This is a genomic window from Nocardia sp. bgisy134 (assembly GCF_057708325.1).
This window is the reverse complement of record NZ_JBYIRW010000041.1, coordinates 1-15015: the sequence shown is the minus strand read 5'-3', so window position 1 is coordinate 15015 and position 15015 is coordinate 1. Positions and strand designations below refer to the sequence as shown.

Below are 15015 nucleotides of genomic sequence, written 5' to 3'. Positions count from 1 at the left end.
AACCAAGGTACCCGGCCCCGGATACAGCACCGACAGGGAAGTCCCCTTCGCAGCAATCTTCACAACGAGACCTAGCAGGCTTGCGAAGTTGCGTTCATCCCTGCGTCACATCTCACCGCCGCCGTGCCCCGTCGGTGCGCGGCGGGCCGGGGGGTGCGTCCGGAATACCCCGGCTCCCGTTTATGCTGGACAACGCAGCTGGTTCTCCAGTGCGCCCGACGAGATGGAGCCCCGACGTCGCGCGCCGGAGTCGAAACCCGTTCCCGGTCCCCCGGGCGGCGGGCGAGAGGGAACCCGGTGGGAATCCGGGACTGTCCCGCAGCGGTATGCAGGAACGAACACCGTCATCACGCACTGGGCCAAGACCTGGGAAGCGGCGGCAAGTAGGTCGGCGGGAGCGTAGCTCCGCAGCCGGTGCCCGCGAGTCCGAAGACCTGCCAGCCGTGCCGGATACGCCGTATCCGGCGGCCACCGCCTCGTGGATTGGGCGCGCGGACCACCAGTGCTGATCTTCCCGGGCTCCGTCTCCACTCGGCTGCCCGCGACGTCGGCCGGTCGCCGCGTGCTCGCATGGCGATGGCTCACGACCTGAAAAGCACTGGAGCACACCGTGACTGTTTCTCAGCACACACCCTTCACCGCGACCGTTCTCGGGCTACCGCGCGTGGGACCGCGCAGGGAATTGAAGCGCGCCACCGAGGCGTACTGGGCCGGGCGCATCGACGCCGAGCAGCTGCGCGCCGTCGCCCGCGACCTGCGACGCGCCCAGTTCGCCGAACTGCGGGCGGCCGGGCTCGACTCGATCCCGGTCGGCACCTTCTCCTACTACGACCAGGTGCTCGACACCGCCGTGCTGCTCGGCGCGCTGCCCGCCCGGGTGGCGGGGATCGTCGATCCGCTCGACCGGTACTTCGCGGCGGCCCGCGGCACCGACACCGTGGAACCGCTGGAGATGACCAAGTGGTTCGATACCAACTACCACTACCTCGTTCCCGAGATCGGCGCCGAGACGACGTTCGCGCTGCACCCGGACAAGCTGCTCGACGAGCTGCGCGAAGCGCAGGAGCTCGGCGTGCCTGCGCGTCCGGTAGTGGTCGGGCCGATCACCTTCCTGAAGCTGGCCAAGAGCACCGGCGGCGCGGCGCTCGACCGGCTCGGCGAGCTGGTGCCGCTCTACCGCGACCTGCTGCGGCAGCTGGCCGCCGCGGGTGCGGCATGGGTGCAGATCGACGAGCCGGTGCTGGTCACCGATCTCACCGGGGCCGAGATCGAGCTGGTGCGGCGCACCTACGCCGAGCTGGCCGAGGCGAGCGAGCGGCCCGCGATCCTGGTCGCCACCTACTTCGGCGCTCCGGGGGCCGCACTGCCCGCGCTCGCGGCGACCGCCGTCGAGGGCATCGCGCTCGACTTCACCGCCGCGTGGGATCTGTCCGCGGTGGCCGCGCTGCCGTCGCTGGCAGGCAAGCTGCTGGTGGCGGGCGTGGTCGACGGACGCAATGTGTGGCGCACCGACCTGGATCGCGCCCTGTCCACCCTCGGCACGCTGCTGGGCAGCGCGGCGTCGGTGGCAGTGTCGAGTTCCTGCTCGTTGCTGCACGTGCCGTACTCGCTCGGCCCGGAGACCGGCCTGGACGAGCGGCTGCGCTCCTGGCTGGCCTTCGGCGCGGAGAAGGTGACCGAAGTGCGCCTGCTGGCAACGGCTTTGACGGAGGGCACCGAGGCCATCGCGGACGAGCTCGCCGCCGCGCGGGCCGCCGCGGCGACGCGCAAGGCCGACCCTCGGCTCTCCGACGCGCAGGTGCGGGCCAGGCTGGACGCGCTCGGTCCGGACGCCACCCGGCGCGCGCCCGCCGACGAACGTCGCGCGCTCCAGGCGCAGCGGCTCGATCTGCCCGCACTGCCCACCACCACGATCGGCTCCTACCCGCAGACCTCCGAGATCCGGCTGGCCAGGGCGGCGCTGCGTAAGGGCGAGATCGATCAGACCGAGTACGTGCGTCGGATGCGCGCCGAGATCGCCGATGTCGTCGCGCTCCAGGAGAAGCTGGGCCTGGACGTGCTCGTGCACGGCGAGCCCGAGCGCAACGACATGGTGCAGTACTTCGCCGAGCAGCTCGACGGTTTCGCCGCCACCGACAACGGCTGGGTGCAGTCCTACGGCACCCGCTGCGTGCGGCCGCCGATCCTGTTCGGCGACGTCACCCGCCGCGCGCCGATGACCGTGGACTGGATCACCTACGCCCAGTCGCTGACCGACAAGCCGGTCAAGGGCATGCTGACCGGACCGGTCACCATCCTCGCCTGGTCGTTCGTGCGCGACGACCAGCCGCCGGCCGACTCGGCGCGCCAGGTGGCGCTGGCGATCCGGGACGAGACGGTCGATCTCCAGTCCGCGGGCATCCGCATCGTCCAGGTCGACGAACCCGCGCTGCGCGAGCTGCTCCCGTTGCGCGCCGCCGATCAGGCCGCGTACCTGGACTGGTCGGTGGGCTCGTTCCGGCTGGCGACCTCGGGCGTCTCCGATGCCACGCAGATCCACACCCACCTGTGCTATTCGGAGTTCGGTGAGGTGATCGACGCGATCGCGGGGCTGGACGCCGACGTCACCTCCATCGAGGCGGCTCGCTCGCACATGGAGGTACTCGACGACCTCAATGCCGCGGGCTTCGACCTGGGCGTGGGTCCGGGGGTCTACGACATCCACTCCCCGCGGGTGCCGAGCGTCGAGGAAATCACCACTTCGCTGCGCGCGGCACTGAAAGCCGTTCCCGCCGAGCGGCTCTGGGTGAATCCGGACTGCGGGCTGAAGACCCGCGGCCCGGTCGAGGTGGAGGCCTCGCTGCGCAACATGGTGGCCGCCGCCAAGGCGGTGCGCTAGCACGAAGGCCGGGCCGCGCTTCCCGCGCGGCCCGGCCGCTGCGCACCGAATCTCACCCGCCCTCCGGCGGACTCAACCTCCCCTGCCCCGGCTGACACCGATCACCCCTCCGCCAGAGGCGATCTCACTCCCCCTCCGCCGGACGTCCTTGCTGCCGCCGCTTTCTCGGCGTGTAACTCTCGCAAGCCTCCCCCGCCTCCCGCACCGGACGCACCCGCGCCTTGGGACTCACCCCTTGCCGCCACGACGGCACACACCTCGACCGTTCCATGTCACCCCTCCTCACACGTCGACGAAACATTGCTCCCCACTTGCTTTGTTCGACGTGCGCCGCGTCCGTGCGGTTCCCCCGCGGGCGATATCACTTCTCAGCCATGCAGGCCGAACGCACACCGATCGAACTGACCGAGCACGATGCCTACACCTGGACCAGCCTGGCTGAGGAACCTACGGCGCACGCCGAACGCTGCCGGAGTCGGATGAGTGCCGGCTGCGATGATGTGCGTATGCGCGTTCTCATGCCGGTTCCGGACCACGACTTCGACGTCACCGAGGTCGCCGTGCCTTGGCGGATCCTGACCAACGCCGGACACGAGGTGGTATTCACCACCGAGCGAGCGGGTACGGTGCCCGTGGCGGATCCGCGGCTGCTGACCGGAGTCATCTTCGGTCAACTCGGTGCCGAAGCCGAGCCCCGGACCTTCTACCAGCAGCTCACCGGCACACCGGAGTTCACCGCCACGGTCTCCTGGTCGGAGGTCGACGTGGACGACTTCGACGGACTGCTTCTACCCGGCGGACATGCACCCGGCATGCGGCAGTACCTGGGCTCGGAGACACTGCAGCGGCAGGTCGCAAGGTTCTGGACCCTGGGCCGGCCGGTGGGCGCCATCTGCCACGGTGTCCTCGTCCTCGCCCGGTCCGAAGATCCCGCTACCGGCCGTAGCGTGCTCGCCCAGCGCCGCACCACCTGCCTGCCCAAATACATGGAGCGCATCGCGTATTTCAGCACCGCATGGCGACTTGGCCGCTACTACCGCACGTATCCGGCCTACGTCGAGGACGAGGTCCGCGCGGCTCTTGACAATTCGGACACCCAATTCCAGCGCGGCCCACTCGAACTCACCAGACGCGGCACCGCCACCGACGACACCCCCGCCTTCATCGTCGAAGATCGCAACTATCTCTCCGCACGCTGGCCAGGAGACGCCTATCTGTTCGGACGCCGGTATCTTGCACTACTGGAAGGCACCGAGCGCTGAGATCGTCAATGTAGTGACTGCGCATGGGGGAGCATGCCCTGCATATCTGGGCGCCGAGTCCCGCCACTGCCGAGCCGGAAGTCGGCGCCCTCAGCTCGCAGTGTGGCCGGCGGATGGCTTGTGGCGACGGAGCCCGGGCATCGCCGAGGCGGTGCGAGAAGGCGACGCAGTCTCAGCCGGGCACGCCGAAGGCGCGGTCGACGGCCGCCATGTCGAAGTAGTCGCGCCACGCGGTGATGGCGCCGTCGTGCACCTCGAAGACGCCCATGACGGGGAGCGGGGTGTCGCGACCGTTACCGCGCAAGGTGTCGGTGCGTTCGTTCATCACGATGTCGCCGGACGTCACCTGGTGGTGGATGTCGAAATCGATGGCGTCGAAGGAGCTGAGGAATCCGGCGATGAAATCGCGGATGGCGGCGCGGCCGACGATCGGCTCCATCGGAATGTTGTGGTACACGGCGTCTTCGGCGAAGTACGAGCTGATCCGATCGGGGTCGGGATCGAGATCGGACCAGCTCTGGCACATCGCGCGGACGAGTTCGTCCGGACTTGTCATGGCAACGCTCGCTTCCTTGGCGCCGGGCGGGGCATCGGGTCGATCCACCGATTCAACCAAATAGTCGCTTGGTTCAATAGGGGTTCGCCCGACCCCGCCCGGCACTTCGGCTGAGCGAGCGTCCGCGCCGACCCCGACCGCGCGGGCCCACGGCACGCGCGGGCTGTCGGCGGTCGAGGTCCGACCGTGTCGCCTACCGCCGCGCCGCCCCGCCCGCGGCCAGCAGCTCCCGCTGCGCCACCCCCGCGTACTCCGACAGCGGCCGGATGAGCGCGTTGGCCGCCGACTGCTCGGCGATGTGCGCGGTCCAGCCGGTGATACGGCTCAGCACGAAGATGGGGGTGAACATCTCTATGTCGAAGCCCATCAGGTAATACGCGGGCCCGGCCGGGAAATCGAGGTTCGGGCGGATGCCGGTGGCCTCGGCCATGGCGCGTTCCAGCTCGTCGTACATGCGCAACCAGCGCTGCCCGCCGGTCACCGCCGCCACGTCGTCCAGCGCGGCCTTCATGGTGGGCACCCGGGAGTCGCCGTTCTTGTAGACGCGGTGCCCGAAGCCCATCACCTTCTGCTTCGCGGCGAGCTTGCCGCGCAACCAGTCCGCCGCACGCTCCGGCTCGCCGATCTCCAGCATCGCGTGCATCACCGCTTCGTTCGCGCCGCCGTGCAACGGGCCCTTGAGCGCGCCGATGGCGGCGGTGACCGCGCTGTAGAGATCGGAGCGGGTGGAGGTGACCACGCGCGCGGCGAAGGTGGAGGCGTTGAAGCCGTGCTCGGCGTACAGGATCAGCGATGCCTCGAAGGCGCGGACGATCCGCTGGTCGGGCACTTCGCCGAAGCACATGGTCAGGAAGTTCTCCGCGAAGCCCAGGTGCGAGTGCGGCGCGATGGGATCGAGGCCGCGACGGCGGCGCATATCGGCCGCCACCACCGTCGGCAACACGGCGGTGAGCCGTAATGCCCTGGCCAGCAGGTCTTTCGGCGCGGCAATGCCGTCCGGGTCCGTGCCCGGGTCTTCCGCACCCAGGTAGCTGACCACCGTGCGCACGACATCCATCGGGTGACAACTGGCGGGCATCTTCTCGATCAGCGACAGGATCGACCGGTCGACCCGCCGCTGCGCGCGCTCCCGCTGGCACAGCAGCTCGAGCTGCGCGACATCGGGCAGCTCGCCGTACCAGAGCAGGTAGGCGACCTCCTCGAAGCTACAGTGCGCCGCCAGATCCTGGACCGCGTAGCCGCGGTAGGTCAGCGAATTGGTCTCGGGCACGACCTTGGAGACGGTGGTGGTGTCGACCACCACTCCGGCCAGCCCCTTTCTGATCTCGGTCATGGTTCACTCGCTCAGCGTGAAGGTGAATATTCCGGAGTCGAAGTCGTTGTATCGCTCGTAGTCGAGAAGTTCGTAGAGCCGCGCGCGGTGCTGCATCCGGTCGAGCAGACCGGATTGCGTTCCGGTGCCCGCGATCTCGGCCAACCCCTGTTCCACCGCGTGCATAGCGAGCCGCAGCGTGGTCACCGGATAGATGACCGCGTTGTAGCCGAGTTCCTCCAGCGTCCGCGCCGACAGCAGCTCGGACTTGCCGAACTCGGTCATGTTGGCGAGCAGCGGAACGTCAACGGCAGCACGGAACTTCGCGAACTCCGCCGGGTCGGCCAGCGCCTCGGTGAAGATCAGATCCGCGCCCGCGTCGGCGTAGGCGTTGGCGCGATCGATCGCCGCGTCCAGTCCCTCGGTGCCGCGCGCGTCGGTCCTGGCGCAGATCACGAAGCCGGGATCGCGGCGCGCCGAGACGGCCGCCCGCAGCCTGCGCACCATGTCGTCCACCGGCACCACGGCCTTGCCGTCGAGATGGCCGCAGCGCTTGGGGTTCACCTGGTCCTCGATGTGGCAGCCCGCCAGTCCCGCGTCCTCGAGCAGGGTCACCGTGCGCGCGGCGTTCATCGGTTCGCCGAAGCCGGTGTCGGCGTCGATCAGCACGGGCAGGTCGGTCACCCTGGCGATCTGCCGACCGCGCTCGACCACCTCGGTGAGCGTGGTCAAACCGATGTCGGGCAGCGCCAATTCGGCCGACACCACCGCGCCGGAGACGTAGACGCCCTCGAATCCGAGCCGCTGGATCAGCGTGGCCACCAGCGGGTTGAACGCGCCGGGCAGGCGCTGGATGCGCCCGGAGGCCAGTCCAGTGCGGAAGGCGGCCCGCTTGTCGGCGGCGGTGGTCGTGGCGGCCATCAGGCCGGAACGGAGTTGGTCGGGCATCAGAAGATCCCCTCACGAACCTCCGGTGCCCGGCCGAGGACCTCGGGCGCCACGGTGAACGTCAGCTGATCGAGTTCTCCCGCACCGAGTTTCGTGGTGCGTTGCGCCGCGTCGAGGAAACGGTCCTGCTCCGCAGGATCTACTACCCCGTCGGCCAGCGTCCGAAACTTCTCGATGTACTGGGCGCGGGCGAACGGCCGCGCACCGAGCGGATGCGCGTCGGCGACAGCCAGCTCGTCGACGAGGGTCTCGCCGCCCTGCAGTGTCACCACCGCGCGTGCGCCGAACGCCTTCTCGTTCGGGTCGGTCGAGTGGTAGCGGCGGGTCCATTCCGGATCCTCGACCGTGGAGATCTTGTGCCACAGCGCGACGGTGTCCGGTCGTTGCGCGCGTTCCGGGGCGTAGGAGCGCTCGTGGTGCCAGCCGCCGTCCTGCAGCGCCACCGCGAAGATATAGGGAACGGAGTGGTCGAGGGTTTCGCGACTGGCGTGCGGGTCGAACTTCTGCGGATCGCCGGAGCCGGTGCCGATCACCACGTGCGTGTGATGGCTGGTGTGCAGCACGATCGACTCGATCCGGTCGAGATCGTCGATGCGCGAACGCATCCGGCGGGCCAGGTCGATCGGGGCCTGGCTCTGGTATTCCGCCGAGTGCTCCTTGGTGTAGCTGTCCAGGATGGCGCGCTTGGCCTCGCCGGGGGCGGGCAGCGGCACGCGGTACTCGACGTCGGTTCCGCCGAGCAGCCACGCGATGACGCCGTCGGCGCCCTCCCAGATCGGTGCGGGCGCGCCCTCGCCGCGCATGGCCCGGTCCACCGCCTCCACCGCCATCTTGCCCGCGAACGCCGGGGCGTAGGCCTTCCAGCTGGAGATCTCGCCCTTGCGTGACTGCCTGGTCGCGGTGGTGGTGTGCAGCGCCTGACCGATCGCCTGGTAGATGGTCTCGGTGTCCAGCCCGAGCAGCGTGCCGATGCCCGCCGCGGCCGACGGCCCCAGATGCGCGACGTGGTCGATCTTGTGCTGGTGCAGGCAGATTCCGCGCACCAGGTCGATCTGGATCTCGTAACCGGTGGCCAGGCCGCGGATCAGCTCGGCGCCGGTGCGCCCGGTGTGCTGGGCGACGGCGAGGATCGGCGGGATGTTGTCGCCGGGGTGCGAGTACTCCGCGGCGAGGAAGGTGTCGTGGAAGTCCAGTTCCCGCACCGCGACCCCGTTGGCCCACGCGGCCCACTCGGGGGAGACCCTGGTCTGCGTGGACAGGCCGAAGACGGTGCCACCCGACCGCCCCTCACGCGGTCGATACGGCTGCGCCGTGGCCTGGGTGCGCGCGCTGGTGACCGGACGCCGCAGCACCGAGGCCGCGGCGACGGCCGCGTTGTCGATGATGCGGTTCACGATCATCTCGGCCACCTCGTCGGTCACCTCGACCGGATCCGCGGCCACCTCCGCGATCCTCGCGGCCAGATGTTCGCCGCGCGGAAACGCCTCGTCGGCGGCGCGAGCGCGTACGATATGGGTCTTCATGCATCCTCCGGTTCCAGACGGCCAGCTCAGCAGGCCCAAGGGCCTCTCTTCGCACGCTACGCAGCGAACTCCGAAGCAAAAACCCCTTGCAAATGCCGATTTTTGTGGGCGAGAAGTGCCGAATCTGCGATGTTTGCGAAGACTCAGCGGCTAGGATTCGCCCGTGCGCAAGATGTATGCGGGCGCCCGGTTGCGGCGATTGCGCGAGGAACGGCGGATGACCCAGGCGGCACTGGCGAAATCCCTGGATCTCTCGCCCAGTTATCTCAACCAACTGGAACGCGACCAGCGACCGCTCACCATTCCGGTGCTGTTGAAGCTCAACTCCACCTTCGACCTCGATGTGCAGTTCTTCGCCGCCGACTCCGACGCCAGACTGGTCTCCGATCTGCACGAGGTGCTCGTCGACGCGGCGGGCGGCGACAGCGCCCCGCTGGCCGAGGTCGAGGAGCTGGCCACCAGGCAGCCGGAGGTGGCCCGCCTCCTGGTCGCCATGCACCGGCGATTGCGCGCCGCCACCGACCAATTGGATCTGCTCTCCTCCCGGGTGGCCGCGCCCACCGGCGGGCCCGGCGTCCCGATGCCCTACGAGGACGTCCGCGACTTCTTCTACGACCACCACAATCACATTCCGCACCTCGATCACCTCGCCGAACAGCTCTTCGAAGAGTCCGGACTGACCATCGGCTCGCTGGATCGCCAGCTGGCCAGGATCGCCGAGGAGCGGGCGGGGGTGACCGTGCTGGTGCGCGGCGACGGCGCCGATCCGTCGATCCCGAAGCGCCACTACGACCCCGAGAGCCGGACGCTGACCCTGGCCCGCAGGCTGCGGCCCGGGCAGCGCGCCTTCCAGATCGCGACCACGCTCGGCTTCCTGCTCTTCGGCGCCGAACTGGACGCGGTGCTCAGCGAGACCCCCTCGCTCACCGGGGAATCCCGCGCGCTGGCCCGGATCGGGCTGGCCAACTACTTCGCGGGCGCGCTGATCCTGCCCTACGGCCGGTTCCTGCGCTCGGCCGAGGAACTGCGCTACGACATCGACCTGCTGAGCCTGCGTTTCGAGGTCGGCTTCGAGACCATCTGCCACCGCCTGAGCACCCTCCAGCGGCAGGGCCAGCGCGGCGTGCCGTTCTTCCTGGTCCGCACCGACCGCGCGGGCAACATCTCGAAACGCCAGTCCGCCACGGCCTTCCACTTCTCCCGCGTCGGCGGCAGCTGCCCGCTGTGGGTGGTGCACGAGGCGTTCGCGAATCCCGGCCGCATCCTCACCCAGATCGCCGCCATGCCCGACGGACGGCGCTACCTGTGGATCGCCCGCACCTCGTTCATCGCCCCGCACGGATTCGGTACGGCCACCAAGAATTTCGCCATCGGACTCGGCTGCGACATCGAATACGCCGACCGCCTGGTGTATTCCACCGGCCTGCACCTGGACGACCCGGCCGCCGCGGTGCCGATCGGCGCGGGCTGCAAGGTGTGCGAGCGGCCCGCCTGCCCGCAGCGGGCATTTCCGCAGATCGGCAGCCCGCTCGCGGTCGCCGAGAACACCAGCACCGATCTGCCGTATCCCCGAATGCTGCGCTGAACCTCACCCGCGCAGGTGGCGGAGCTTCTCCGGGTTGCGAATCGCGTAGACGCCGCGCACCTTTCCGGTGTCCGCGTCGATGTCCAGCACCACGACGGCTTGCAGCTCGCCGCCGGAGTACACGATCGCGGACGGATCGCCGTTGGTCCGCCCGACCCGGACGGTCATGTCCGGCACGGAAGCGATCACCATCCGGCTGGTGAGCAGACGCGCGACCTTGTCCGCCCCGTGGATCGGCCGCAGCGCCGCCCGCGCCCGGCCGCCCGCGTCGGACAGGAACGTGACGTCCGGCGCGAGCATCTCCAGCAGGCCCGTCACGTCCCCGCTGAGCTGGGCGGCGAGGAAGCGCTCGGTCACCGCGCGCTGGGTTCGCGGATCGGCCTGGTAGCGCGGGCGCTTCGCCCGCACGTGATCCCGCGCCCGGTGCGCGAGTTGACGGATCGCCGGGGTCTCCCGGCCCAGGATCGCGCCGATCTCGGCGTGCGGATAGCCGAACACCTCGTGCAGCACGAACACCGCGCGTTCCAGCGGGGTCAGCGTCTCCAGGATCACGAGCACGGCCAGCGAGACCGACTCGCCCCGCAGCGCGATCTCGGCGGCATCCGCGCTGTCTCGGATCTCGGGGGTGTCGGCGACCAGCGGCTCGGGCAGCCACGGCCCGACGTAAGTCTCGCGCCTGCGGACGATGCTCTCCCGGCGCGAGAGCGCGGCGTTCACCGCGATCCGCACCAGGTACGCGCGCGGGCTGGTGATCTCGCCGAGATCGGAGCGATGGCGCGACACCCAGGCCAGCCAGGTGTCCTGCAGGACGTCCTCGGTGTCGGTGACGGTGCCGAGCATGTTGTACACGATCGAGAACAGCAGTTCGCGGTGCTCGGCGAAGATTCGCGTCGGCTGTTCGTCCATGGTCTCGATCATCGTTCCTCCTGTGCCGGAAAGCTCGCGCGGCTGTCGTTGTCCGAGAGTGTTTCCGCGCCTCGGATGTGACATCGCGAGCCGCGAGGTGTGATCCGAATCTCGCGGGCGGCCGCCGATGTCACCTCCCTCGGCTCCGCGCGCTCTGGGTTGGTGACCGGACGACAACCGTCCGACCACAGAGAAGGACCAGGCCAGTGCTCGCACCGACCGAAACACCCTCGTATCTGGCGACTCGCCGCGGCAAGCTCACGCTGGCGCTGCTGTGCACAGTCGCGTTCCTCGACTTCGTCGACGGCTCGATCGTCAATGTCGCGCTGCCGACCATCCAGCGCGAACTCGGCATGGACGTGTCGACGCTGCAATGGGTCACCAGCGGCTACCTGCTCACCTACGGCGGACTCATGCTGCTCGGCGGCCGTCTCGCCGACCTGCTCGGACGCCGCCGCGTGCTCATCGCGGGCACGCTGACCATAGCGGTCGCCTCGGCGATCGGCGGGCTGGCCGACGCGAGCGGGCTGCTGATCGGCGCGCGCCTCGCGCAGGGCGTCGGCGCGGCGCTGATGCTGCCCGCCGCGCTGTCGATCCTCACCACCAGTTTCCGCGAGGGCCCTGACCGCACCGCCGCGCTCAGCGTGTGGGGCGGGGCCGCGGGCCTGGCGTCGGCGGCGGGCGTCTTCCTCGGCGGCGTGCTGGCGGAGGGCCCCGGCTGGCGCTGGATCTTCTACGTCAACACCCCGGTCTGCCTGCTGGTGCTGGCGGCCGTCCCTGCGCTCGTTCCCAACGATCGTCGCAACGAGATCCGCGGCGGCTTCGACCTGCTCGGCACCGCGCTGGGCACCGGCGGGCTGATGCTGCTCGTCTACGGACTCGTGAAGGCGCCCGAGCACGGGTGGGGCGACGCGACGACGCTCGCGCTGCTCGGCGGCGCGGCCGCGCTGCTGATCGCCTTCGTGGCGAACGAGCGCTACTCGGCGGATCCGCTGATGCCGCTGTCGATCTTCCGCATCCGCGGCCTGGCGGCGGCGAACCTGACCCATCTCACCCTGGCCGCGGGCATGCTCGCGATGTTCTTCTTCGTGACGCTCTACATGCAGTCGGTCCTCGGGTACGGCGAGTTCGAGGCGGGCGTGGCCTATCTGCCGGTGAGCCTCACCATCGGTGCGGCGGCTGGCCTTTCGGCGAAACTGTTCGCCCGGGTCGGCACCCGGCCGGTCATCATCGGCGGCGCCGCGATCACCGGGCTCGGCGTGGTGTGGCTGTCGTTCATCCCGACCGACGGGTCCTACCTGACGAACGTGCTGCCCGGCATGCTCGTCATGTCGGTGGGGGCGGGCGCCGTGTTCGTCGCGAACACCACCGCGGCCAACGCCGGCGTCCCCGCCGAACAGGCCGGACTTGCCGCCGCGCTGCTCAACACGGCCCAGCAGATCGGCGGCGCGCTCGGCATCGCCGTGCTGACCGCGATCGCCACCTCCCGCACCACCGCGCAGCTGGCGGCGGGCGAGCCGCAGCTCGACGCGATGACCGACGGTTTCCAGCGCGCGCTGCTCGTCGGCGGCCTGATCGCGATCTCGGCGGCGGTCATCGGGTTGTGGACCGCGGACTCGCGCGGCGCGAATGCCGCCGACGCGACGGAGGAGCAGCCGAAAGCCGTTGTGGCATAGCACCATTCGCCGAGGGGCGGATCGCGGCCGCGGTCCGTCCCCGGCGCGCGTCATGATTTGGCCAGATACTCCAGCCGCTCACCGTCGACGGCGGCGTGCATCATGCCCGCCAAGCCGGGGTGCTCGCGCAGACCGGGATCGGCCTCGACCAGCTGCCTGGCCAGATCCTGCGCCGCGGTGACGACTTCCAGGTCGTCGAGCAGGGAGAGCAGCTTGAGCGAGCTGGCGGTGCCGGACTGCGCCGCCCCGAGCACGTCGCCCTCGCGGCGCTGGCGCAGATCGAGCACGGCGAGCTCGAAACCGTCGGTGGTGGCGGCCACGGCTTCGAGCCGGGTCATCGCCGAACCGCCGGGCGCGGCGTCGGTGATCAGCAGGCACAGCCCCGCGTGCTTGCCGCGGCCGATCCGCCCGCGCAGCTGGTGTAGCTGGCTGACGCCGAACCGGTCGGCGTCCACGATCACCATCACCGTCGCGTTCGGCACGTCGACGCCGACCTCGACCACGGTGGTGCAGATCAGCACATCGATCTCCGCGTCGTTGAAGGCGCGCATGACCTGGTCCTTCTCGTCCGAGGGCAGCCTGCCGTGCAACAGGCCGACCCGGATGCCCGCGAGCGGTCCGGCGCGCAGCATGTCGAAGACGTCGACCACGGCCTGGGTGGCCGGGGCCTCTTTCTCCTCCGCCGCCTTGCCGCGGCCGCGCCCCTTGCCGGAGCCGCCGTTCTCCTCGTCGTCGCCGATGCGCGAGCACACCACGTAAGCCTGGCGGCCGACTTTCACCTCTTCGAGGATGCGTTCCCAGGCCCGGTCCACCCAGTTCGGATGCAGCTTGCGCGGAACGACTTTCGACGTGATGGGCGAACGGCCGCGGGGCAGCTCGGTGAGCGTGGAGGTCTCCAGATCGCCGAGCGTGGTCATGGCGATGGTGCGCGGAATCGGGGTCGCGGTCATCACGAGCAGATGCGGGCTGCTTCCAGCTTTCGCCTTGGCGCGCAACGCGTCCCGCTGTTCGACGCCGAAGCGGTGCTGTTCGTCGACCACCACCATGCCCAGGTCGAAGAACTCCACGTTGTCCTGGATCAGCGCGTGCGTGCCGATGACGATGCCCGCCTCGCCGGTGACGGCCTCGAGCAGCGCGGCCTTCTTCGCCGACGCCGACATCGAACCGGTCACCAGCACCACCCGGGTGGACTGTTCGGCGGCGCCGAGCTCGCCCGCCGTGCCGAGTTCGCCGAGCATCCCGCGCAGCGACCGATAGTGCTGAGCGGCGAGAACTTCCGTCGGCGCGAGCAGCGCGCACTGCTGACCTGCGTCGACCACCTGGAGCATGGCGTGCAGCGCGACGATCGTCTTGCCGGAGCCGACCTCACCCTGTAGCAGCCGGTGCATCGGCTGGGTGCGGCCGAGATCGGCGGAGATCTCCGAGATCACCTGCCGCTGACCGGCGGTGAGCTCGAACGGCAGCTGCCGGTCGAAGGCCGCCGCGATGCCGTCGGTGCGCGGCGGGCACGGTCGCGCGGTCCGGCCCGCGACCTCGTGCCGACGCTCGGCGAGCACCAGTTGCAGCGCCAGCGCCTCGTCGAAGCGCAGCCGCTCCTTGGCCCGGTCGATATCGGTCTTGCGTTCCGGCAGATGGATCAACCGCAGCGCGTCGGAGACCGGCATCAGAGCGCGGTCGTCGCGAACGTCCTCCGGCAGCGGATCGTCGATCGGGTCGAGCTGTTCGAGCACCTGGCGCACGCAGGCGAGCAGATCCCAGCTCTGCACCTTCGCGGTGGCCGGATACACCGGGATGAATTCCCGCTCCATGAACGAGACATCCACGCCGCCAGCGCCTTTCGCGCTCTCTGCCAGGCCGCGCAGATCGCCGCCGCCGCGCACCTTGGTGAAGGTGCCGACCGAATCGTCCTCGGTCTCGGGCAGGATCAGGTAGCCGGGATGGCTGAGATTCCAGCTGCCGGGCCGCCAGTAGCTCACGGTGCCCGACATCATCGCCCGAAGTCCCTCTTTGACGACGTACTTCACCTTGTCACCGTTGAAGAACGTGACGTCGACCGGGCGTCCGGAACCGGTGTCCAGCAACACCTTCAGCAGCGAGCCGCGCCGGTTGCGCATCGGCTTCAGCTCGGTCTTGGTGATCCGGCCGATGACGGTGATGTGCGAACCGTCCTCCGGCGCCTCCTCGGTGAGCGGCTGGCCCTGGGTGGCGTAGCGCAGCGGGTAGTGCCGCAGCAGGTCCTCGACGGTGTTCATATCGAAGGCGTCGGCCAGCGAATCCGCGGCCTTCGCGCCAAGGATGTGGTCCAGCCGATCGCTCAGTGTCGCCATGTCTCCGCCCTCGTGCTCATGCCTCCACCTCGCTGGCGCTCG

10 protein-coding genes and 1 riboswitch are annotated in these 15015 nt (G+C 69.6%); of the genes, 4 read left to right on the top strand and 6 right to left on the bottom strand.

Annotated elements, in window-relative coordinates:
* The first annotated feature begins 250 nt into the window (after positions 1 to 250).
* Positions 251 to 456, top strand: a riboswitch (cobalamin riboswitch).
* Between the two features lie 154 nt (positions 457 to 610).
* On the top strand, positions 611 to 2878 hold the full coding sequence (gene metE / locus AC3ERS_RS36305) for a 5-methyltetrahydropteroyltriglutamate--homocysteine S-methyltransferase (RefSeq protein WP_431972685.1): 2268 nt from the start codon (positions 611 to 613) through the stop codon (positions 2876 to 2878).
* Between the two features lie 506 nt (positions 2879 to 3384).
* Positions 3385 to 4140, top strand: coding sequence for a type 1 glutamine amidotransferase domain-containing protein (locus AC3ERS_RS36300; RefSeq protein WP_431972684.1), 756 nt, complete (start codon positions 3385 to 3387; stop codon positions 4138 to 4140).
* A gap of 172 nt (positions 4141 to 4312) precedes the next feature.
* On the opposite strand, the gene AC3ERS_RS36295 is transcribed toward AC3ERS_RS36300, so the two are convergent.
* The 4 genes from AC3ERS_RS36295 to prpD form a co-directional block, all read right to left on the bottom strand.
* Positions 4313 to 4696 (bottom strand): nuclear transport factor 2 family protein, encoded by a 384-nt coding sequence (locus tag AC3ERS_RS36295; protein ID WP_431972683.1) that lies wholly within the window; start codon positions 4694 to 4696, stop codon positions 4313 to 4315.
* Between the two features lie 193 nt (positions 4697 to 4889).
* The gene (locus AC3ERS_RS36290) at positions 4890 to 6029 is read right to left on the bottom strand and encodes a bifunctional 2-methylcitrate synthase/citrate synthase (protein WP_431972682.1); all 1140 of its coding nucleotides are present in this window, start codon (positions 6027 to 6029) and stop codon (positions 4890 to 4892) included.
* A gap of 3 nt (positions 6030 to 6032) precedes the next feature.
* Entirely contained in the window at positions 6033 to 6956 is a 924-nt protein-coding gene (gene prpB / locus AC3ERS_RS36285; RefSeq protein WP_431972681.1) for a methylisocitrate lyase, read from the bottom strand.
* Positions 6956 to 8479, bottom strand: coding sequence for a 2-methylcitrate dehydratase PrpD (prpD, locus tag AC3ERS_RS36280; protein ID WP_431972680.1), 1524 nt, complete (start codon positions 8477 to 8479; stop codon positions 6956 to 6958). Before prpD ends, prpB begins: the two co-directional genes overlap by 1 nt.
* Before the next feature lie 163 nt (positions 8480 to 8642).
* On the opposite strand from prpD, the gene AC3ERS_RS36275 reads away from it, so the two are divergent.
* Positions 8643 to 10064 carry a short-chain fatty acyl-CoA regulator family protein gene (locus AC3ERS_RS36275; protein WP_431972679.1) on the top strand — a complete coding sequence of 474 codons (1422 nt, stop codon included), beginning with the start codon at positions 8643 to 8645 and terminating at the stop codon, positions 10062 to 10064.
* A gap of 3 nt (positions 10065 to 10067) precedes the next feature.
* Here the strand turns inward: AC3ERS_RS36275 and sigJ are convergent, their stop codons facing one another.
* Complete coding sequence (gene sigJ / locus AC3ERS_RS36270; protein WP_431972678.1) at positions 10068 to 10982, bottom strand: RNA polymerase sigma factor SigJ; 915 nt, start codon at positions 10980 to 10982, stop codon at positions 10068 to 10070.
* A 194-nt stretch (positions 10983 to 11176) separates the two neighbouring features.
* On the opposite strand from sigJ, the gene AC3ERS_RS36265 reads away from it, so the two are divergent.
* Positions 11177 to 12646 carry an MFS transporter gene (locus tag AC3ERS_RS36265; RefSeq protein WP_431972677.1) on the top strand — a complete coding sequence of 490 codons (1470 nt, stop codon included), beginning with the start codon at positions 11177 to 11179 and terminating at the stop codon, positions 12644 to 12646.
* 50 nt (positions 12647 to 12696) lie between these two features.
* Here AC3ERS_RS36265 and recG read toward each other — a convergent pair whose 3' ends face one another.
* Entirely contained in the window at positions 12697 to 14973 is a 2277-nt protein-coding gene (recG, locus tag AC3ERS_RS36260; protein ID WP_431972676.1) for an ATP-dependent DNA helicase RecG, read from the bottom strand.
* Positions 14974 to 15015 lie beyond the last annotated feature (42 nt).

Bases quoted from the DNA above. Each gene is read 5' to 3' on its own strand.
- AC3ERS_RS36300 (WP_431972684.1), top strand. From the start codon at position 3,385: ATGCGCGTTCTCATGCCGGTTCCGGACCACGACTTCGACGTCACCGAG.
- AC3ERS_RS36295 (WP_431972683.1), bottom strand. From the start codon at position 4,696: ATGACAAGTCCGGACGAACTCGTCCGCGCGATGTGCCAGAGCTGGTCC.
- AC3ERS_RS36290 (WP_431972682.1), bottom strand. From the start codon at position 6,029: ATGACCGAGATCAGAAAGGGGCTGGCCGGAGTGGTGGTCGACACCACC.
- prpB (WP_431972681.1), bottom strand. From the start codon at position 6,956: ATGCCCGACCAACTCCGTTCCGGCCTGATGGCCGCCACGACCACCGCC.
- prpD (WP_431972680.1), bottom strand. From the start codon at position 8,479: ATGAAGACCCATATCGTACGCGCTCGCGCCGCCGACGAGGCGTTTCCG.
- sigJ (WP_431972678.1), bottom strand. From the start codon at position 10,982: ATGATCGAGACCATGGACGAACAGCCGACGCGAATCTTCGCCGAGCAC.
- recG (WP_431972676.1), bottom strand. From the start codon at position 14,973: ATGGCGACACTGAGCGATCGGCTGGACCACATCCTTGGCGCGAAGGCC.